We start from the raw sequence: 20,013 nt of genomic DNA on the forward strand, positions 1-20,013 counted from the left end.
CGGACCCTCCCGTGCGCGGGCTCAGCGGGCGGCGGCCCTGCGGACCAACTCGTCCCAGACCGTGCGGACCTGCGGCTCCAGCGCCTCCAGCGGCCCGTCGTTGTCCACGATCAGGTCGGCGATGGCCCGGCGCTGCTCGCGGGTCGCCTGGGCGGCCATCCTGGCGCGGGCGTCGGACTCCGCCATTCCCCGCAGCGTCACCAGCCGGTCGAGCTGGGTCTCGGCGGAGGCGTCGACGACCACGACGAGGTCGTAGAAGGGGGCGAGCCCGTTCTCCGTGAGGAGGGGGACGTCGTGGACGACGACGGCGTCCTCGGGGGCGGCCCGCTCCCGCTCGGCCGCGCGGGCGCCGACCAGCGGGTGGACGATCGCGTTGAGGGCGGCGAGGCGCTCGCCGTCGGCGAAGACCAGCGCGCCCAGCGCCGGACGGTCCAGGGTGCCTTCGGCGGTGAGGACGCCCGGCCCGAACTCCTCGACGACGGCCGCGAGTCCGGGCGTCCCGGGCTCGACGACCTCGCGGGAGATCCGGTCGGAGTCGATCAGGACCGCGCCGTACTGGACGAGCAGCCGCGACACTTCGCTCTTGCCGGCGCCGATGCCGCCGGTCAGGCCCACTTTCAGCATGGGCCGCAGCCTACGGGCCCGGCGTACGTCCTCAGCCTTCGCCCTCCCGCTCCGCGAGGAACCGCTCGAACTCGCGGCCGATCTCGTCGGCGGACGGCAGGTCGACCGGCTCGGCGACGAGGTTGCCGCGCGTCTCGGAGCCGGCGATGGCGTCGTACTGGTGCTCGAGGCCCTCGACGAGGGAGACCAGTTCCTCGTCGCCCTGGCCGATCTGCCGGTCGATCTCGGTCTGGGTGCGGTGCGCCTCGGTGCGCAGGGAGTGCGCGAGAGCGGGCAGCACCAGACCGGTCGCGGCGGTGATCGCCTCCAGCGCGGTCAGCGCCGCGTCCGGGTAGGAGGACCTGGCCACGTAGTGCGGGACGTGGGTGGCGACCCCGAGGACGTCGTGACCGGACTCCATCAGCCGGTACTCGACGAGGGCCTCGGCGGAACCGGGGACCTGGGCCTCGTCGAAGGGGCTGCGGTGGCCCGGCATCAGATCGGTGCGGTTGCCGTGCGGGGTGATACCGACGGGGCGGGTGTGCGGGACGCCCATCGGGATGCCGTGGAAGTTCACCGCGAGCCGGACGCCGAGGCGCTCGACGATCTGCTCGACGGCGGCGGCGAACCGCTCCCACTCCACGTCCGGCTCCGGGCCCGACAGCAGCAGGAAGGGGGCCCCGGTGGCGTCCTGGACCACGCGGACCTCCAGGGTCGGGGCCTCGAAGGACGACCAGCGGTCGCGCCGGAAGGTGAGCAGGGGCCGCCGTGCGCGGTAGTCGACGAGCCGATCGTGGTCGAAGCGCACGACGACCTGGTGGGGCAGCGTCTCGAGCAGACCGTCGACGATCTGCTCGCCGGTCTCGCCCGCGTCGATGTAGCCGTCGAAGTGGTAGAGCATGACCAGGCCGGCCGACTCCTGCGCCAGCGCCATGTCGACGACGGCCAGGCCCTTCGGCTCCCATTCGTACAAACTCTGCGGATCAGGCACGGTTACCGCTCCTCCTCGTGTTCCTCAGCAAGAACACGAGCGGCCGCACGAGCATTCCCCACGCCCTGATCTTTCCCGGGCGAGAGCGGGGCAAGGCACGTCAGTTGCCGGTGCCGGGGGGATGCTTCACCCCTTCCGGCACCACCCGCCGATCCTGGTCCAGACCTTGACGCGCCCCGCCGCCGTCCCTACCGTCACTGGGCAACACGTTCAGACACACGGCTCACGTTCATGTACGGGAACATCCTGGACCCCTACGACGGGAAGGCACCCCCATGCGCACCCGCTCCCCCCTCGCCGCCCTGCTCACCGCCGCCCTGGCCGCCGGTGGCCTCACCCTGGCCGGCGCAGGACCCGCGAACGCCGCGGTCATCGACGTGAGCACCGCGGCCCAGCTCAAGTCGGCGCTCACCACCGTCTCCCCCGGCGACACGATCCGGCTCGCCGACGGCACGTACACCGGGAACTTCAAGGCCACCCGGCCCGGCTCCTCCGGGGCCCGGATCACCCTCACCGGCTCCAGCGGGGCCGTGCTGACGGCGGGCGGCGGCTACGGGCTGCACCTGAACGGCGCCTCGTACTGGACCGTCCAGGGGATCACGATCAAGGGCGGCCAGAAGGGCATCATGGCCGACGCGGCGAACGGCGTCGTCATCGACGCGGTGACCGTGCACGACCTCGACATGGAGGGGGTCCACTTCCGCAAGTCCAGCAAGGACGGCGTCCTCAAGAACTCCCGGATCTACGACACCGGGCAGAACGGACGGGGCATGGGCGAGGGCGTGTACGTCGGTTCGGCGGGCGACCTCTCCGACCGCAGCGACAACGCGCAGATCATCGACAACACGATCGGCCCCGGTGTCGGCGGCGAGAGCATCGACATCAAGGAGGGCACGACCGGCGCGAGGATCATCGGCAACACCTTCGACGGCGACGGGCTGACCGGCGCCAACTACGACGACTCCTGGGTCGACGTGAAGGGCAACAACGTCCTGGTCGAGGGCAACAGGGGCTCGCGCACCACCAACAACGGCTACGAGACCCACACCCAGCAGAGCGGCTGGGGCTGCGGCACCGTCTTCCGCGGCAACTCCTCGAACCTCTCCGGGGCCACCGGCGACAAGCAGCTCGCCATCAACGTCACCAACAACAGCTCGGGTTGCCGCACCACCGTGTATGCGAGCAACACCGTCACCGGCGGCAAGGGCCTCACCAACATCGCCGTCACCCCGTAGGGGATGTCCGGCCGCCCCCGGACGCGAGTGAGGCCCGCCCCCCGAGGGGGACGGGCCTCACTTACCGCTCTACAGCAATCGCAGCCGATGAGCCGCCGGGGTCAGAGCGTCAGCTCTGGCCGCCCGCGAGCTTCTCGCGCAGCGCCGCCAGGGCCTCGTCCGACGCCAGGGCGCCGGAGTTGTCCGCCGACTCCGAGGAGTACGAACCGCCGCCACCGCCGCCACCGGTGCCACCGGAGGCAGCCGGAGCCGCGCCGGCCGGGGCAGCAGCGCCCTCGGCCGCAGCAGCCTCGTCGGCCTCGCGGGACTTGATGACCTGGGCCTGGTGCTGCTCGAAGCGCGTCTGCGCCTCGGCGTACTGGGTCTCCCAGACCTCGCGCTGCGCCTCGAAGCCCTCGAGCCAGTCGTTGGTCTCGGGGTCGAAGCCCTCGGGGTAGATGTAGTTGCCCTGGTCGTCGTACGACGCGGCCATGCCGTACAGCGTCGGGTCGAACTCGACCGAGGCCGGGTCGCCACCGAAGGACTCGTTGGCCTGCTTCAGCGAGAGGCTGATGCGACGGCGCTCGAGGTCGATGTCGATGACCTTGACGAAGATCTCGTCGTTGACCTGGACGACCTGCTCCGGGATCTCCACGTGGCGCTCGGCCAGCTCGGAGATGTGGACCAGACCCTCGATGCCCTCGTCGACGCGCACGAACGCACCGAAGGGAACGAGCTTGGTGACCTTACCCGGGACGACCTGACCGATCTGGTGCGTCCGGGCGAACTGCTGCCACGGGTCTTCCTGCGTCGCCTTGAGCGACAGGGAGACGCGCTCGCGGTCCATGTCGACGTCGAGGACCTCGACGGTGACTTCCTGGCCGACCTCGACAACCTCGGAGGGGTGGTCGATGTGCTTCCAGGACAGCTCGGAGACGTGCACGAGACCGTCGACGCCACCCAGGTCCACGAAGGCACCGAAGTTGACGATCGAGGAGACGACGCCGGAGCGGACCTGACCCTTCTGCAGGGTCGTGAGGAACGTCTGGCGAACCTCGGACTGGGTCTGCTCGAGCCAGGCACGGCGGGACAGGACCACGTTGTTGCGGTTCTTGTCCAGCTCGATGATCTTGGCCTCGAGCTCCTTGCCCACGTAGGGCTGGAGGTCGCGGACACGACGCATCTCGACGAGGGACGCCGGCAGGAAGCCACGGAGGCCGATGTCGAGGATGAGACCACCCTTGACGACCTCGATGACGGTACCGGTGACGATGCCGTCCTCTTCCTTGATCTTCTCGATGGTGCCCCAAGCACGCTCGTACTGAGCGCGCTTCTTCGAGAGGATCAGGCGGCCTTCCTTGTCCTCCTTCTGGAGAACCAGGGCCTCGATCTCGTCGCCGACCTTGACGACCTCGTTCGGGTCGACGTCGTGCTTGATCGAGAGCTCGCGGCTCGGGATGACACCTTCGGTCTTGTAACCGATGTCGAGGAGGACCTCGTCGCGGTCAACCTTGACGATGACGCCATCAACGATGTCGCCGTCGTTGAAGTACTTGATCGTCTCGTCGATCGCCGCGAGGAACGCGTCCGCGTCGCCGATGTCGTTGACCGCAACCTGCGGCGTGGTGGTGGTCTCGGTGCTGCTCGTCATGTGGGAAAGGGCTCCGGTACGGACAGAGAGTCGTAGGTACTGCCACGCCGAAAGCCCGTATCGCCTCTGCAGAAGCCGGACAGCCTGGAAAGCACGCAATCCGTTTCCGGAGAGACGCTCTCGACAACCGAGGGGACATGCAACAGACGCGAGCGCGGCCTGCTAGGTCTGAGGCGCGCAGGCTCGCAGCGCAACTTGTAGCATACGGGGGCAGCCGGACAGGGTCAATGCGCGAAGGCGCACACCCGGGGCACATCGCCCCGATCCCGGCACAACTCGTGTTCTCCGAGGCCATATCGGCCCGAACACACTACGGCACCGCGCCGCGGACACGTCCCTGTGCACACGACGTGCACCCGGGTACGGACCGCGTGCGGCGGGTGAAGGCAAACTACAACGACGGGCACAATGAGCCAAGAGATCCACGGGCCCCACTCCGCAGAACCGGCAGAACCCGAGGCCACACGGCGCGCGGCCGGCGTCGCGGAGAGCAGCCGGGCCAACCGCGGCTGGTGGGACCGGAACGCCGACGACTACCAGACGGACCACGGCAGCTTCCTCGGCGACGACCGCTTCGTCTGGGGTCCCGAGGGGCTGGACGAGGCGGAGGCCGCCCTGCTGGGGCCGGCCTCCTCCCTCCAGGGCCTCGACGTCCTGGAGATCGGGGCCGGGGCCGCCCAGTGCTCACGCTGGCTGGCCGGCCGGGGCGCCCGCCCGGTCGCGCTCGATCTCTCCCACCGCCAGCTCCAGCACGCCCTGCGGATCGGCGAGGGCGTCCCACTGGTCGAGGCGGACGCGGGCCGGCTCCCGTTCCGCGAGGGCGCCTTCGACCTGGCCTGTTCCGCGTACGGGGCGGTGCCGTTCGTCGCCGACCCCGTGCAGGTCTTCCGCGAGGTCCGCCGGGTGCTGCGGCCCGGCGGGCGCTGGGTGTTCTCCGTGACGCATCCGATCCGCTGGGCGTTCCCGGACGAGCCCGGACCCGAGGGGCTTTCCGTCGCCGCCTCCTATTTCGACCGTGTCCCCTATGTCGAGCAGGACGAGGACGGCGACGCCGTCTATGTGGAACACCACCGCACGCTGGGCGACCGGGTCCGGGACGTGGTCGCGGGCGGTTTCCGGCTGATCGATCTGGTCGAACCGGAATGGCCCGCCTGGAACAACCAGGAGTGGGGCGGCTGGTCCCCGCTGCGCGGCAACCTGATCCCGGGCACCGCGATCTTCGTCTGCGAGCGGGACTGACCGCTCGCCGACGGGAGCACCCGTACGACACTGGGGACGTGATCCGTACCGAAGCCCTGGAAAGCCTGCCCGTCCGCACCACCGTGCCCGCCCTGCGACGCGCGCTCGATGACCGGGGCGTCGCCGTGCTGTGCGCCCCTCCCGGCACCGGCAAGACGACGCTCGTCCCGCTGGTGCTGGCCGGGCTGACCGGCGAGGGCCCGGCCCGCCGGGTCGTGGTCGCCGAGCCGCGCCGGATCGCCGCGCGGGCGGCGGCCCGGCGGATGGCCTGGCTGCTCGGGGAGCGGCCGGGCGGCCGGATCGGGTTCACGGTGCGCGGCGAGCGCCTGGTGGGGCGGGACACGGTGGTGGAGGTCGTGACCACCGGGGTGCTGCTCCAGCGGCTCCAGCGGGACCAGGAGCTGGCCGGGGTGGACGTGGTGGTCATCGACGAGTGTCACGAGCGGCATCTGGACGCCGACACGGTCGCCGCCTTCCTCCTGGACGTACGCGAGACGATCCGGCCCGATCTGCGGCTGGTGGCGGCGTCCGCGACGACGGACGCGGAGGGCTGGGCGCGACTGCTCGGGGACGCCCCGGTGATCGAGGCGCAGGGCGTCTCGCATCCGGTGGAGGTGGTCTGGGCGCCGCCCGCCCGTCCGGTGAGGCCCCCGCACGGGATGCGCGTCGATCCGGCGCTGCTGACCCATGTGACGGCCACCGTGCGGCGGGCGCTCGCGGAGCGGGAGGGGGACGTGCTCTGCTTCCTGCCCGGCGTCGGGGAGATCGGCCGGGTGGCCGGGCAGCTCGCGGGGGTGGACGCGGAGGTGCTCCAGGTGCACGGGCGCGCTCCGGCGGCCGTGCAGGACGCGGTGCTGGCCGGCTCGTCGGGGGGCCGGCGGGTGGTGCTGGCGACCTCGGTGGCGGAGTCGTCCCTGACGGTGCCGGGCGTGCGGGTCGTCGTCGACTCGGGTCTCGCCCGGGAGCCGCGTACCGACCATGCCCGGGGCCTGAGCGCCCTGACGACCGTACGGGCCTCGCAGGCGGCCGGGCGGCAGCGCGCCGGGCGGGCGGGGAGGGAGGCCCCGGGGGCGGTGTACCGGTGCTGGGACCAGGCCGAGGACGGGCGGCTCGCGCGCTTCCCCTCCCCCGAGATCAAGGTCGCCGACCTCGCCGCCTTCGCGCTCCAGGCGGCGTGCTGGGGCGATCCGGACGCCTCATCGCTGGCGCTGCTGGACGCGCCGCCCGCCGGGGCGATGGGCGCGGCCCGGGAGGTACTGGAGGCGATCGGCGCGGTGGACGGCGGGGGCCGGGTCACCGAGCGCGGCGTACGGATGTCCCGGCTCGGGCTGCATCCCCGGCTGGCGCGGGCGCTGCTGGACGGCGCGCGGGAGGCCGGGGCGCGGCGGGCCGCGGAGGTGGTGGCGCTACTGAGCGAGGAGCCGCCGAGGGAGTACGGGGACGATCTCGCGGCCGCGCTGCGGACCGCCCGCCGGGGCCAGGACGGGTATGCGGCGCGCTGGAAGCAGGAGGTGCGGCGGCTGTCGTCGTCTCTGGGCGGCGGCTCGTCGGGCGGGAAGGACGGCGGCCGTTCCGATGACGCCGTCGTCGGCCTGGTCGCCGCGCTGGCGTTTCCGGAGCGGGTGGCGCGGGCCCGGGGCGACGGGGCCTTTCTGATGGCGTCGGGCACGGGCGCGGAGCTGCGGGACTCCTCGCGGCTGCGCAGCGCGCCCTGGCTGGCCGTGGCGGTCGCGGACCGGCCCTCGCACGCGGCTTCGGCGCGGGTGCGGCTGGCGGCGGTGGTCGACGAGTCCACCGCGCTGCTGGCCGCCGGGCATCTGCGGGTGCGGGGCGAGGAGGTCCGCTGGGTGGACGGTGCGGTGGTGGCCCGGTCCGTGGACCGGCTGGGGGCGGTGGAGCTGGCGGTACGCCCGCTGCGGCAGCCCGATCCGGCGCTGGTGCGCGGGGCCCTGCTGGAGGGGCTGCGGCGGGAGGGGCTCGGGCTGCTGCGGTGGAACCGGGACACCGGGCAGTTGCGGCTGCGGTTGGCGTTCCTGCACCGGGTGCTGGGGCCGCCGTGGCCGGACGTCGGGGACGAGGCGCTGCTGGCGGATCCGGACGCGTGGCTGGAGCCCGAGCTGTCGCGGGCGCGGCACCGTTCCGACCTGGGCCGGATCGACGCGGGCCAGGCGTTGCGGCGGCTGCTGCCCTGGACGACCGGGGAGGCGGCCCGGCTGGAGGAGCTGGCGCCGGAGCGGATCGAGGTGCCGAGCGGTTCGCGGATCCGGGTGGAGTACGGCGGGGAGCAGCCCGTACTGGCGGTGAAGGTCCAGGAGTTGTTCGGGCTGCGGGAGACGCCCCGGGTGGCCGGGGTGCCGGTGCTGGTCCATCTGCTCTCCCCCGCGGGGCGGCCCGCCGCGGTCACCGCCGACCTGGCGTCGTTCTGGCAGGACGGCTACCAGGCGGTGCGGGCGGAGCTGCGCGGCCGCTACCCGAAGCATCCGTGGCCGGAGGATCCGGCGACCGTAGCGGCGACGCGGTTCACCTCGGCGCGGCTCAAGCGTTCGTAGCGTCTGCCGGCCGCGGACTCGCCGGCTGCCGGGAGCGGGCCTCCAGCCACAGGGCGAGCGCGAGCAGTCCGACGCCCAGGCCCAGGAAGCCCCAGGGCAGGTACGAGGTGAGGAGGAGGACCAGGACGCGCTGGGACTTCACCAGGTCGACGGTGTCCACGATGTAGTCCTCGCGCATCTTCACATGGCCGGAGAACGCGGTGACGGTGTCCTTGGACATGCCCATCTTCTTGGCGTTGCGCAGCTCTTCCCGGTGGATCTCCTCGCCGTTGACGGGGGCTCCGGTGACGGGGTCGACCCAGAACATGCGCTGGGTGGTGTACCAGCGGGTCATGCCGGTCTGCGCGACCTGTTCGGCGGTGATGCCCTTGATGGGCATCTTCTTCGGCATCGGGACCTTGGTCCACGGGATGGTCTGCTCGAAGTAGTAGACCTCCAGGCCGCGGAAGGTGCGGGTGCCCCGGTAGTGGATGGGGGCGGTGGTGCGGCTCTGGGCGTCGAAGTACTCGTAGTCCCGTTTCTCGGTGAGGAAGGGCCACTTGAACTCGATGCCCTCGCGCCGGACCGGGTCGCCGTCGACCATCTCGCCGGTGGCGTTGACGGGGGCCTGGCTGTGGGCGTCGAAGATGTAGCGCTCGGGGATCTCGGAGACCATCTTGCCGTCGGGGCCCTCGATGTAGGAGAGCGCGTCCCAGACGACGACGTCGCGTCCGGCGCTGCGTTCGATCTTCTCGGACTCCTCCACGTTGCCCTTGAGCGTCTGGACGATGGTGACCTTCTCGACCTTTCTGGCCTTGAGGGTGGTGTAGTCGAGGAGGGTCGCCGGGGACGCCTCCAGGACGACTTCCTGGTACTGGCCGGGCGGGACCTTGGCCAGGCGCGGGAAGGCGTACCACCGCAGCAGCGGCGACAGGGCGGCGAAGAACACGGCGAAGGCCAGGAGTACGAGACCGGCTCGGCGGCGCATGGTGGTGACCTCTCCCTCTGCGGCGGCTATCTCTTCGGGCCCGGGACGGTGGTCAGCAGGGGTTCGGGCGAGGTCTCCCCGGCCGGGGAGCCGACGGCGGAGAGGGTGAACACGAGCGCGAGGGCGGCGGCCAGTCCGATGGCGGCGGCGACGAGGGCACGCATGCTCGGCCTCCCGGGACGGTGATCCGATGACGGCGACCTGATGGGTCGTCAGGGCTGGGGCACCGTAGCAACCGGGGCGCGAGATGAGAACACAGCGGACAGCCCCTCCGCCGGGTGGCGAAGGGGCTGTGCGGTGGCTGTGCGGTGCGGCGGGGGTCAGGCTTCGGGGGTTTCCGTCTCCTGCGGGGCCTTGACGGTGAGCTCGATGACGACCGCGGCGCCGCCCTCGGTGGTGAGGCGCAGCAGATAGGTGCCCTCGGCGTCGTCGGCGAAGATCTCCGGGAGCCGGAGCACGCCCTCGCCGTCGGTCGTCAGCGTGGTGAGGGTGCGGACCGGCTTGCCGTCCGCGTCCTTGAAGTACGGGCCCTTGTCGTTGTCGAAGAGCCCCAGGGGGTCCTTGACCATGGTGGCGGTGACCGCCACTCCGGCCGCGGGCGCGTCCTTGAAGGTGGTCTTGACGGTGACGGCGTCCGCGAACTTCTCGCCGGGTGCGGCGACGAGCTCCTTCTCGTCGGTCCGGGCGATCGCGTCGGCCTGGCGGGCGGTGACGGTCGCCGCGTAGGTCAGGGTGCGCGGCCGGCCGGTGCCGGCGACGGCGGTCACCGTGAACTCCCCGGCCTTCTCGCCCGCCTGGAGCTCCGGAGCGGTGGCGGTGCCGTCGGCCCCGGTCCGCACCGTGACGGTCTTCTTGCCGCCGGTGAAGAGCGTGCCGGTACTCCCGGTGACGGTGAACGTGACAGGCACCTTGGCCAGCGGGGCGCCGAGCGCGTTGCGGGCGCGGACGGAGACGCGCTCCTCGAACGCGTCGCCCGCGGTGGCGCGCAGCGGGCCGGTGCCCGCGTTCTCCAGGGAGCCGAAGGTCTCGGACGGCGTGGGCTTGGGCGTGGGCGGCTTCGGCGTCGGGCTGGTCGAACCGCCGTCACCGGGCTTCGAGGGGCCCGGGGTCGGCTTGCCGCCCGGCTTGGACGGGGAGGGCTTGGGGCTCGGGGTCCCGCTCGGGCTGGGCGTGGGGCTCGGGGAGGAGCCGGAGGGGATGCTCGGGGCGGTGGGCAGCGCGCCGGTGCCGTCGGGGATCTCGTGCGTACCGCGCTGGTAGTAGGAGTACCAGGAGCGGACCGTACGCAGATACTCCGTCGAGCGGTTGTAGCTCAGGACCGCCCGGTCGAGGTCGGCGCCGACGGCCAGGTCACGGTCGTTCGCGCAGAGGTAGCGGCCGGCGGCGAGCGCCGCGTCGTAGATGTTGTTGGGGTCCTTGCGTCCGTCGCCGTTCGCGTCCTGGCCCCAGGTGGCCCACGTCGACGGGATGAACTGCATGGGGCCGACCGCGCGGTCGTGGACCGCGTCGCTGTCGTACGCCCCGCCGTCGGTGTCCTTGATCAGCGCGAAGCCCTGGCCGTTGAGGGCCGGGCCGAGGATCGGGGGGCTGGCGGTGCCGTTGGCGTCGACGCGTCCGCCGCGGGCCTGGCCGGACTCGACCTTGCCGATGGCCGCGAGGAGTTGCCAGGGCAGCCGGCAGGCGGGGTCGGTGGTGCCGACGGTCTGCTCGGCCTGCTTGTACGCGGCCAGGATCGATGCCGGAATGCCCGCTTCCGCGCTCCCGGTCACCGGCAGATTGCTGGACGATCCGGGCTTGTCGGGCGTGACCAGGGGCGGGAGGTCCGTGTAATAGGGCGAGTTGCCGGTCGCGGCGCCGTCCTCGGCGCCCGCGGTGTCCTCACCCGCCGCCGCCTGGTCCCCGCCGCCGGCGGGTCCTTCGGCCAGGGTCGCCGCTGGTGCCTGCGAGGCCGCGAGCGCCGCCACGGCGGCCGCCGCCACCGCGGTGGTCGTGGCCCCCTTGCGCAGACGTCGGCGAATGTGCGCTGCCATACGTTCCGGTCCCTCCCCCTCGAAGGCTGCTCGCGCTCCCCAGCGCAAGGACTCAGGCGACCCTACGGCACCTTCCGCCGCCCGAACACCGAGGGCTGACCGCTTCTTACGGTTTTCTCACGTTCCCCGGCGCATGGTGTCCCGTCGGTCACCCGGGGGTGCCCGAACGGTCGCGCATACTTGCCGCCATGCCGTTCACGCTCAGTCATGCCGCCGCCGTGCTCCCGGCGATCCGCCGGAACGGGACCGCCCGGTGGCCGCTGTTCCCCTCGGCTCTCGTCGCCGGTTCGTTCGCGCCCGACATCACCTACTTCGCGGACACGGTGGTCCCCGGGGCGATGGAGTTCGGGTCGTTCACCCACACCTTCCTCGGGGTGGTCACGGTGAACGTGGCCATCGCCGCGGCGCTGGTGGCGGTGTGGGCGCTGCTGCGGGAGCCGCTGGTGGCGCTGTTGCCGGTACGCCTGCGGGGCCGCGTCCACGCCTTCGTCCGGGGGCAGCGGTGGACGCGGGCCTCCTTCGGGCCGTCCGCCTGGGCGTGGTTCGCCGCCTCCGGCGCGCTGGGCGCGGCCACCCATGTGGTGTGGGACGCGTTCACCCACCACAGCCGGTGGGGCACCGAGCTGCTGCCGGTCCTCAGCCGGAGCGTCGGCGGCATCCCGGTGTTCCAGTTCGTCCAGTACGGCAGTTCGGCCCTGGCCCTCGGGGTCATCGGCTGGTTCGCCGTCACCGGGCTGCGGCGGACCGCGGCGGCCCCAACGCCCGCGGAGGTCCCGGTGCTCGGCCGCCGGGAACGGTGGGCCGCGCTCGGTCTGCTGGCCCTGTGCCTGCTGCTGGGCGTCGCCCATCGGTGCGCCCGCTGGTACACCCACTTCGGCGGGGTCGAGAGCCCGCTCGACATCATCCCCACGGCCTGCTTCGGCGCGGGCGCCGGGCTGGCGGCCGGACTGTTGCTGTACGGGGTGGCGATGCACCTGCCGCCGATCCGGCGGAGGACGCAGGGCCCGGGGCGGGGAGCGGGCGTACCGGAGGAGTCCCGTAAGCGGGTCACCACCGGCCGGAAGTAGCGGAAAAAGCAAAGGGCCGGCCCGGGACCGTGATGCGGTCCGGGCCCGCCCTTTCGCCGTCGCTCAGTGCGCGGCCGACTCCCAGTCCTTGCCGACGCCCACCGAGACGTCGAGCGGGGCGCGCAGCTCGACCGCGTGCGCCATCTCGTGGCGCAGGATCTCCTCCACCCGCTTCCGCTCGCCCTTCGCGATCTCCAGGACGATTTCGTCGTGGACCTGGAGCAGCATCCGCGAGGTCAGCTCCGCCTCGGTCAGCGCCCGGTCCACCCGCAGCATCGCCACCTTCACGATGTCCGCGGCGGTGCCCTGGATCGGGGCGTTGAGCGCCATCCGCTCGGCGGCCTCGCGGCGCTGGCGGTTGTCGCTGTTCAGGTCGGGGAGATAGCGGCGGCGGCCGAGGATCGTCTCGGTGTATCCGGTGGCCCTGGCCTCCTCGACGACCCGGTGGAGATAGTCACGCACCCCGCCGAACCGCTCGAAGTAGGTGTCCATCAGCACCCGGGCCTCGGCGGGGTCGATGTTCAACTGCTGGGAGAGGCCGAACGCGGAGAGCCCGTAGGCCAGGCCGTAGGACATGGCCTTGATCTTGCGGCGCATCTCCGCGTCGACCGCGTCCTTCTCGACGCCGAAGACCTGCGAGGCGACCGTGGTGTGCAGGTCCTCGCCGGAGGCGAACGCCTCGAGGAGACCGGCGTCCTCGGAGAGGTGCGCCATCACCCGCAGCTCGATCTGGCTGTAGTCCGCCGTCATCAGCGTCTCGAAGCCCTCGCCGACGACGAAGCCCCGGCGGATCGCCCGGCCCTCGTCCGTGCGGACGGGGATGTTCTGCAGATTGGGGTCGGTGGAGGAGAGCCGGCCCGTCGCCGCCACCGTCTGGTTGAACGTGGTGTGGATCCGGCCGTCGGCCGCGACGGTCTTGATCAGCCCCTCGACGGTGACCCGCAGCTTGGCCTGCTCACGGTGGCGCAGCATCAGGACCGGCAGCTCGTGCTCGGTCTGCGCGGCCAGCCACGCCAGCGCGTCCGCGTCCGTCGTGTATCCCGTCTTGGTCTTCTTCGTCTTCGGCAGGCCCAGCTCGCCGAAGAGGATCTCCTGGAGCTGCTTGGGCGATCCGAGGTTGAACTCGCGGCCCACCGCCGCGTGCGCCTCCTTGATCGCCTGCTGCACGGTCCCGGCGAACTGCTGCTCCATGGACTCCAGATGGGCCCGGTCCGCGGCGATCCCGTGCCGCTCCAGACGGGCCAGGAGGATCGAGGTCGGCAGCTCCATGTCATGCAGCAGCTCCGCCGCCCCCACCTCCTTCAGCCGGGTGGTGAACGCGTCGCCCAGGTCGAGCACGGCACGGGCCTGCGCCATCAGGGCGTCCGCCTCGGCCCGGTCGTCCGCGCCGAAGGCCAGCTGCCCGTCGGAGGCGGCGGCCGGGGCCAGCTCCCGGCCCAGATACTCCACGGCCAGGGCGTCCAGGGCGAAGGACCGGCGCCCCGGCTTCACCAGATACGCGGCGAGCGCGGTGTCCATCGCGACGCCCTCGAGCCGCCAGCCCTGCTCGGGGAAGACCCGCATCACGTTCTTCGCGTTGTGCAGGACCTTCGGCCGCGCCGGGTCCGACGCCCAGGCGGCGAACGCCCGCTCGTCGGCCTCCTCCAGCTGGGTCGGGTCCAGCCAGGCGGCGGCCCCGTCGGCGGCGGCGAGCGCCACCTCGGTGACCGTGCCGGCCCCCAGCGACCAGGTGTCCACCGTCATGACGCCGAGCGGCTGCGCGCCGTGCGCCTCCAGCCAGGGGGCGACCTCGCCGGAGCCGAGCACCACCCCGTCCAGCTCGATGCCCGCGGCGGGCGCGGGCGGCTCGGCCTCCGCCGCCCCCGGGTCGACGGCCAGGAGCCGCTCGCGCAGGCTCGGGTTGCGGATCTCCAGTATGTCCAGGACACCGGTGACCGCCGTGCGGTCGTACGGGGCGCGCTCCAGCTCGGCCGGGGCCTTCGGGAGCTCCACGTCACGGACCATCTCGGTCAGGACCCGGTTCATCTTCACCGCGTCCAGATGGTCCCGGAAGTTCTGCCCGGCCTTGCCCTTGACCTCGTCGGCCCGCTCCACGAGCTCGGTGAACGAACCGAACTGGTTGATCCACTTCGCGGCCGTCTTCTCGCCGACCCCGGGGATGCCCGGGAGGTTGTCCGACGGGTCGCCGCGCAGGGCCGCGAAGTCCGGATACTGCCGCGGGGTGAGCCCGTACTTCTCGACGACCTTCTCCGGAGTGAACCGGGTCAGCTCGGAGACCCCCTTGGTGGGGTACAGCACGGTCACGTTCTCCGTGATGAGCTGGAAGGAGTCCCGGTCACCGGTGACGATCAGCACCTCGAAGCCCGCCGCCTCGGCCTGGGTGGCCAGCGTCGCGATGACGTCGTCCGCCTCGAACCCGTCCACCGCGAACCGGTCCGCGTGCATCGCGTCGAGCAGCTCCCCGATCAGCTCGACCTGCCCCTTGAACTCGTCGGGGGTCTTGGAGCGGTTCGCCTTGTACTCCGGGAACTCCTGCGCGCGCCAGGTCTTGCGGGACACGTCGAACGCCACCGCGAAGTGCGTGGGCGCCTCATCACGCAGGGTATTCGCCAGCATCGACATGAAGCCGTACACGGCGTTCGTCGGCTGCCCCACCGCCGTCGTGAAATTCTCCGCGGGCAGGGCGAAGAACGCCCGGTACGCCAGGGAGTGCCCGTCCATGAGGAGCAGGCGCGGTCGGTTGTCTGCCGTCTTCTTCGATGCCGTCTCAGCCACGCCCCCGATCCTGCCACGGCCCACTGACAATCCGGACCGGCACGACTCCGCGGGGCCGTGACAGGATCGATGGCGAGGAAGCACGACCCGTGGAAGAAGCGCTCGAAGGGGAGCAGCATCATGGCCACCAAACCGCCGACCGGTGACCCGGTCCAGGACGCCCCGCAGGTCGAGGCGGCCCCGCACGCCGCCGCCGGCCTGCCCGCCGTCGCCCACTCCCTGCTCATCGCCCAACAGCAGATGGGGGTGCGCCGCACCGCCCAGACCCTCCTCAAGGTCAACCAGAAGAACGGCTTCGACTGCCCCGGCTGCGCCTGGCCGGAGGGCGACAAGCGGCACACCGCCGAGTTCTGCGAGAACGGCGCGAAGGCCGTCGCCGAGGAGGCGACGCTGCGCCGCGTCACCCCCGACTTCTTCGCCGAGCACTCCCTGGCCGACCTCGCCGAGCGCAGCGGCTACTGGCTCGGCCAGCAGGGCAGGATCACCCAGCCGGTGTACCTCCCCGAGGGCGCCGACCGGTACGAGGCGGTGACCTGGGAACGGGCGTTCGCGATCATCGCCGAGGAGCTGACCGCCCTCGACTCCCCCGACGAGGCCCTCTTCTACACCTCGGGGCGCACCAGCAACGAAGCCGCCTTCCTCCTCCAGCTCTTCGCCCGCGAGTTCGGCACCAACAACCTGCCGGACTGCTCCAACATGTGCCACGAGTCGTCCGGCTCGGCGCTCACCGAGACCATCGGCGTCGGCAAGGGCAGCGTCTCCCTGGAGGACCTCCACCAGGCCGACCTGATCATCGTCGCCGGACAGAACCCCGGCACCAACCACCCCCGGATGCTCTCCGCCCTGGAGAAGGCCAAGAACTCCGGAGCGAAGATCATCTCGGTGAACCCGCTCCCCGAAGCCGGGATGGAGCGGTTCAAGAACCCCCAGACCCCGCAGGGCATGATCAGGGGCACCGCGCTCAACGACCTGTTCCTCCAGATCCGCATCGGCGGCGACCAGGCGCTCTTCCGCCTCCTCAACAAACTGATACTCGCCACCGAGGGCGCGGTCGACACCGCCTTCGTCGCCGAGCACACCCACGGTTACAAGGAGTTCGCCGAAGCCGCCGAAGCCGCCGACTGGGACGAGACCCTCACCGCGACCGGCCTCACCCGCGCCGAGATCGAGCAGGCCCTCGCCCTGGTCCTCGCCTCCCGACGCACCATCGTCTGCTGGGCGATGGGACTCACCCAGCACAAGCACTCCGTGCCCACGATCCGCGAAGTCGTCAACTTCCTCCTGCTGCGCGGGAACATCGGCCGCCCCGGCGCCGGGGTCTGCCCGGTCCGCGGCCACTCCAACGTCCAGGGCGACCGCACCATGGGCATCTTCGAACGGCCCGCGCCGGCCTTCCTGGACGCCCTCGACAAGGAGTTCGGCATCACCTCGCCGCGCCACCACGGCTATGACGTGGTGCGCTCCATCCAGGCGCTGCGCGACGGCGAGGCGAAGGTCTTCTTCGCCATGGGCGGCAACTTCGTCGCGGCCACCCCGGACACCACCGTCACCGAGGCCGCGATGCGGCGCGCCCGCCTCACCGTCCACGTATCGACCAAGCTCAACCGCTCGCACGCGGTCACCGGCGCCCGCGCGCTGATCCTGCCCACCCTGGGCCGCACCGACAAGGACGTCCAGGCGGGCGGCAAGCAGTTCGTCACCGTCGAGGACTCCATGGGCATGGTCCACGCCTCACGCGGCAACCTCACCCCCGCCGGCCCCCACCTGCTCTCCGAACCCGCCATCGTCGCCCGCCTCGCCCGCGCCGTCCTCGGCCCCGGCTCCCGTACGGACTGGGAGGCCTTCGAGCGCGACTACGCCACGATCCGCGACCGCATCTCCCGCGTGGTCCCCGGCTTCGAGGACTTCAACACCCGCGTCGCCCGCCCCGGCGGCTTCACCCTCCCCCACGCCCCCCGCGACGAGCGCCGCTTCCCCACCGCCACCGGCCGCGCCAACTTCACCGCCGCCCCGGTCGAGTTCCCCGAACTCCCCGACGGCCGGCTCCTGTTGCAGACACTGCGCTCCCACGACCAGTACAACACCACCATCTACGGCCTGAACGACCGCTACCGGGGTATCAAGGGCGGCCGCCGCATCGTCATGGTCAACCCCGAGGACGCCGCCGCCCTCGGCCTCGCCGACGGCGCGTACACCGACCTCGTCAGCGAGTGGAAGGACGGCGTGGAACGCCGCGCGGACGGCTTCCGCGTCGTCCACTACCCCACCGCACGGGGCTGCGCCGCCGCCTACTACCCGGAGACCAACGTCCTGGTCCCGCTCGACTCCACCGCCGACACCAGCAACACCCCGGCCAGCAAATCGGTCGTCGTCCGCTTCGAGAACCCACGGGCCCCCCGCTGAGACCGGCACCCCCATCCCCCTAAGCGTTCGCTCAGCCGTCTGATAAGAACAGTGCAGACAGCAACGAACCAGCGCAGACGATCGGAGCCGGACCCATGGGCGAGCCCACCGCACCCCTCCTCCCGCAGGAGGTCATCGACGAGTACGCGGCACTCGGCGTCGACCTGCCCGCCCTGTTCTCCGCCGGCAGCCTCGGCGAGCGCATGGGCGTGACCATCGTCGAGGCCGCGGCCGACCGCGTGGTCGGCACCATGCCCGTCGAGGGCAACACCCAGCCCTACGGACTCCTGCACGGAGGCGCCTCCGCCGTCCTCGCCGAGACCCTCGGGTCCGTCGGCTCCATGCTCCACGGCGGAAGCTCCAAGCTCGCCGTCGGCGTCGACCTGAACTGCACCCACCACCGCGGCGCCCGCGACGGCCTCGTGACCGGCGTCGCCACCCCCGTACACCGGGGCCGCTCCACCGCCACGTACGAGATCGTCATCACCGACGAGCAGGACCGGCGCGTCTGCACCGCACGCCTCACCTGCCTGCTCCGCGACGTCCCCCGCCCCGAAGCCGGCTGAGCCCCGGCCCGGACCAACCCCCTCGCCCCCACGGCGAAACCCCGCCTGCCCGACCGGAGTCGCACCACGCGCATTCCGGCCGGGCAGTGCCATATCTCCACCAAAGAAAGGGTGTTGACCAACACACTCGGTCAACACCCTTGACGTCACAGCGCGTTCCATGAGCCACTCAGCAGCCACATCGGCCTCGACAGCCCCGAGGGACCCGGAGACCGATGTAACACTGCGTAACAGGCGAGCATGAGGGGATCCCGCTGCGCACCCCGGCCCGAGGCGCCCGGCACGCTTCGCCGCGCCCTCCCCGACCGCTGAACCGCGTCAGCACCAAGATCACCTCAAGCCCCTTAGCAGAGCTGCGCGTTCTCAGCATGTGGTCCTTTCACACTCCGGGCGAAACCCGCACATGTCCTCACAGGAACCTCAAGCCTTGCTCAAGGGCATAACAAGAGAGTCACATCCGCCGCCGACCTGTCCCGGTGGCCCCCGGCTGCGCTTAGAGTCACCGCCAGTCACCGCGCCGCCGGGCGCGTCTGCTGCACGGCCCTGTACCAACCCAGTACGGCCCGGCGATCGACACGGCACCTCAAGCAGAGGAGGCCGCGCCAGGGAAAGGACTTTTCGTGCGACACCGTTCTTTGCTCATACTCACCGCAGTGCTCACCACCGGAGCACTCACCCTCACCGCCTGCGGTTCGCGCGACGACAGCAACAGCAGCAGCGGCGACGGCGGAGGCAACCAGACGGTCGTCATCGGCCTCGACGCCCCGCTCACCGGTGACCTGTCCGCCCTCGGCCTCGGCATCAAGAACTCCGCCGAGCTTGCCGTCAAGACGGCGAACAAGGACAAGACCGTTCCCGGCGTCACCTTCAAGCTGCAGGCCCTCGATGACCAGGCCCAGCCCTCCGTCGGCCAGCAGAACGCCGTCAAGCTCATCGGCACCAAAGAGGTCCTCGGTGTCGTCGGCCCGCTGAACTCGGGCGTCGCCCAGTCGATGCAGAAGCCGCTCAACGACGCCAAGCTGACCCAGGTCTCCCCCGCCAACACCGGCACGGAGCTGACCCAGGGCAACGACTGGAAGACCGGCGACAAGAAGCGCCCGTACGCGTCCTACTTCCGTACCTCCACCACGGACCAGATCCAGGGCGCCTTCGCGGCGAAGTACCTGTTCGAGACCGCGAAGGTCAAGAACGTCTACCTCATCGACGACCAGAAGCCCTACGGCGCCGGCCTCGCCGCCTCCTTCAAGGCGAAGTACACCGAGCTCGGCGGCAAGATCGTCGGAAACGACCACATCAACCCCGAGGACCGCGACTTCAACTCCGTCGCGACCAAGGTCAAGAGCTCCGGCGCCAAGGCCGTCTACTACGGCGGCGAATACCCCGCCGGCGCCCCCCTGAGCCAGCAGATCAAGGACAGCGTCAAGATCCCCTTCATGGGCGGCGACGGCATGTACAGCGCCGACTTCATCTCGCTGAACAAGAAGGCCGAAGGCGACATCGCCACCTCGGTCGGCAAGCCCGTCGAAGAGCTCGAGTCCGCCAAGAAGTTCATCGCGGACTACAAGACGGCCGGCTACAAGGACGCCTACGAGGCCTACGGCGGCGGCACCTACGACGCCGCCTGGTCCATCATCGAGGCCGTCAAGATCGTCGCCGCCGAGAACGACGGCAAGATCCCCGCGGACGACGGCCGCGCCAAGGTCCTCGCGGCCATGGACAAGGTCAAGTTCGAGGGCGTCACCGGCCCCGTCTCCTTCGACGAGTTCGGCGACACCACCAACACCCTGATGACCGCCTACCAGGTCACTGGCGGCAAGTGGGTCTCCAAGGTCAGCGGCACCGTCGAGTAGTCACCACCGGCCGGGCCACGACCCCGCCACCGTCACACAAAGCAACCAGACCGCGCGGGAGCGCTACGAGCCCTCCCGCGCGGTGCCATATCCGAACCACTCCACGGA

Annotated in this window: 14 protein-coding genes; 7 read left to right on the forward strand and 7 right to left on the reverse strand. The window is 71.4% G+C overall.

Going from position 1 to position 20,013, the window contains the following annotated elements:
* Positions 1-21: 21 nt before the first annotated feature.
* Positions 22-624, reverse strand: coding sequence for a dephospho-CoA kinase (gene coaE / locus ACH4UK_RS00875; protein WP_398353948.1), 603 nt, complete (start codon positions 622-624; stop codon positions 22-24).
* A gap of 31 nt (positions 625-655) precedes the next feature.
* Positions 656-1,594 (reverse strand): PAC2 family protein, encoded by a 939-nt coding sequence (locus ACH4UK_RS00880; RefSeq protein ID WP_398353949.1) that lies wholly within the window; start codon positions 1,592-1,594, stop codon positions 656-658.
* Positions 1,595-1,869: 275 nt separating this feature from the next.
* Here ACH4UK_RS00880 and ACH4UK_RS00885 point away from each other — a divergent pair, with 275 nt between their 5' ends.
* Complete coding sequence (locus tag ACH4UK_RS00885) at positions 1,870-2,829, forward strand: right-handed parallel beta-helix repeat-containing protein (protein WP_398353950.1); 960 nt, start codon at positions 1,870-1,872, stop codon at positions 2,827-2,829.
* Between the two features lie 109 nt (positions 2,830-2,938).
* Here ACH4UK_RS00885 and rpsA read toward each other — a convergent pair whose 3' ends face one another.
* Positions 2,939-4,459 (reverse strand): 30S ribosomal protein S1, encoded by a 1,521-nt coding sequence (rpsA, locus tag ACH4UK_RS00890; RefSeq protein ID WP_398353951.1) that lies wholly within the window; start codon positions 4,457-4,459, stop codon positions 2,939-2,941.
* A gap of 408 nt (positions 4,460-4,867) precedes the next feature.
* On the opposite strand from rpsA, the gene ACH4UK_RS00895 reads away from it, so the two are divergent.
* Entirely contained in the window at positions 4,868-5,698 is an 831-nt protein-coding gene (locus ACH4UK_RS00895) for a class I SAM-dependent methyltransferase (protein WP_398353952.1), read from the forward strand.
* A 38-nt stretch (positions 5,699-5,736) separates the two neighbouring features.
* Positions 5,737-8,247 (forward strand): ATP-dependent helicase HrpB, encoded by a 2,511-nt coding sequence (hrpB, locus tag ACH4UK_RS00900; protein ID WP_398353953.1) that lies wholly within the window; start codon positions 5,737-5,739, stop codon positions 8,245-8,247.
* Here the strand turns inward: hrpB and ACH4UK_RS00905 are convergent.
* From ACH4UK_RS00905 to ACH4UK_RS00915, 3 genes are all read right to left on the reverse strand, one after another.
* A complete protein-coding gene (locus ACH4UK_RS00905) occupies positions 8,234-9,214 on the reverse strand; it encodes a DUF3068 domain-containing protein (protein WP_398353954.1) in 981 nt (326 codons plus the stop codon). The two genes, hrpB and ACH4UK_RS00905, sit on opposite strands and share 14 nt — an antisense overlap.
* Positions 9,215-9,240: 26 nt before the next feature.
* Positions 9,241-9,378 (reverse strand): SPW_0924 family protein, encoded by a 138-nt coding sequence (locus ACH4UK_RS00910; protein WP_103537614.1) that lies wholly within the window; start codon positions 9,376-9,378, stop codon positions 9,241-9,243.
* A gap of 156 nt (positions 9,379-9,534) precedes the next feature.
* The gene (locus ACH4UK_RS00915) at positions 9,535-11,244 is read right to left on the reverse strand and encodes a lytic murein transglycosylase (protein WP_398353955.1); all 1,710 of its coding nucleotides are present in this window, start codon (positions 11,242-11,244) and stop codon (positions 9,535-9,537) included.
* A gap of 188 nt (positions 11,245-11,432) precedes the next feature.
* Between ACH4UK_RS00915 and ACH4UK_RS00920 the strand changes: the two genes are divergently transcribed.
* The gene (locus ACH4UK_RS00920) at positions 11,433-12,311 is read left to right on the forward strand and encodes a DUF4184 family protein (protein WP_398353956.1); all 879 of its coding nucleotides are present in this window, start codon (positions 11,433-11,435) and stop codon (positions 12,309-12,311) included.
* Positions 12,312-12,374: 63 nt separating this feature from the next.
* Here ACH4UK_RS00920 and polA read toward each other — a convergent pair whose 3' ends face one another.
* Positions 12,375-15,086 carry a DNA polymerase I gene (polA, locus tag ACH4UK_RS00925; RefSeq protein WP_398353957.1) on the reverse strand — a complete coding sequence of 904 codons (2,712 nt, stop codon included), beginning with the start codon at positions 15,084-15,086 and terminating at the stop codon, positions 12,375-12,377.
* Between the two features lie 120 nt (positions 15,087-15,206).
* On the opposite strand from polA, the gene ACH4UK_RS00930 reads away from it, so the two are divergent.
* From ACH4UK_RS00930 to ACH4UK_RS00940, 3 genes are all read left to right on the forward strand, one after another.
* The gene (locus ACH4UK_RS00930) at positions 15,207-17,489 is read left to right on the forward strand and encodes an FdhF/YdeP family oxidoreductase (RefSeq protein ID WP_398354904.1); all 2,283 of its coding nucleotides are present in this window, start codon (positions 15,207-15,209) and stop codon (positions 17,487-17,489) included.
* Positions 17,490-17,584: 95 nt separating this feature from the next.
* Positions 17,585-18,055: a PaaI family thioesterase gene (locus tag ACH4UK_RS00935; RefSeq protein ID WP_398353958.1), complete on the forward strand. Its 471-nt coding sequence runs from the start codon at positions 17,585-17,587 to the stop codon at positions 18,053-18,055.
* Between the two features lie 635 nt (positions 18,056-18,690).
* On the forward strand, positions 18,691-19,905 hold the full coding sequence (locus ACH4UK_RS00940) for a branched-chain amino acid ABC transporter substrate-binding protein (protein ID WP_398354905.1): 1,215 nt from the start codon (positions 18,691-18,693) through the stop codon (positions 19,903-19,905).
* Positions 19,906-20,013: the final 108 nt, after the last annotated feature.

The organism is Streptomyces sp. NPDC020884, assembly GCF_044333935.1.
Taxonomy (GTDB): Bacteria; Actinomycetota; Actinomycetes; order Streptomycetales; family Streptomycetaceae; genus Streptomyces.

What these genes read in the sequence shown, in the direction of transcription:
- ACH4UK_RS00930 (WP_398354904.1), top strand. Translation starts at nt 15,207, where the DNA reads ATGGCCACCAAACCGCCGACCGGTGACCCGGTCCAGGACGCCCCGCAG.
- ACH4UK_RS00935 (WP_398353958.1), top strand. Translation starts at nt 17,585, where the DNA reads ATGGGCGAGCCCACCGCACCCCTCCTCCCGCAGGAGGTCATCGACGAG.
- rpsA (WP_398353951.1), bottom strand. Translation starts at nt 4,459, where the DNA reads ATGACGAGCAGCACCGAGACCACCACCACGCCGCAGGTTGCGGTCAAC.
- ACH4UK_RS00905 (WP_398353954.1), bottom strand. Translation starts at nt 9,214, where the DNA reads ATGCGCCGCCGAGCCGGTCTCGTACTCCTGGCCTTCGCCGTGTTCTTC.
- coaE (WP_398353948.1), bottom strand. Translation starts at nt 624, where the DNA reads ATGCTGAAAGTGGGCCTGACCGGCGGCATCGGCGCCGGCAAGAGCGAA.
- ACH4UK_RS00895 (WP_398353952.1), top strand. Translation starts at nt 4,868, where the DNA reads ATGAGCCAAGAGATCCACGGGCCCCACTCCGCAGAACCGGCAGAACCC.
- ACH4UK_RS00915 (WP_398353955.1), bottom strand. Translation starts at nt 11,244, where the DNA reads ATGGCAGCGCACATTCGCCGACGTCTGCGCAAGGGGGCCACGACCACC.
- ACH4UK_RS00885 (WP_398353950.1), top strand. Translation starts at nt 1,870, where the DNA reads ATGCGCACCCGCTCCCCCCTCGCCGCCCTGCTCACCGCCGCCCTGGCC.
- ACH4UK_RS00920 (WP_398353956.1), top strand. Translation starts at nt 11,433, where the DNA reads ATGCCGTTCACGCTCAGTCATGCCGCCGCCGTGCTCCCGGCGATCCGC.
- ACH4UK_RS00910 (WP_103537614.1), bottom strand. Translation starts at nt 9,378, where the DNA reads ATGCGTGCCCTCGTCGCCGCCGCCATCGGACTGGCCGCCGCCCTCGCG.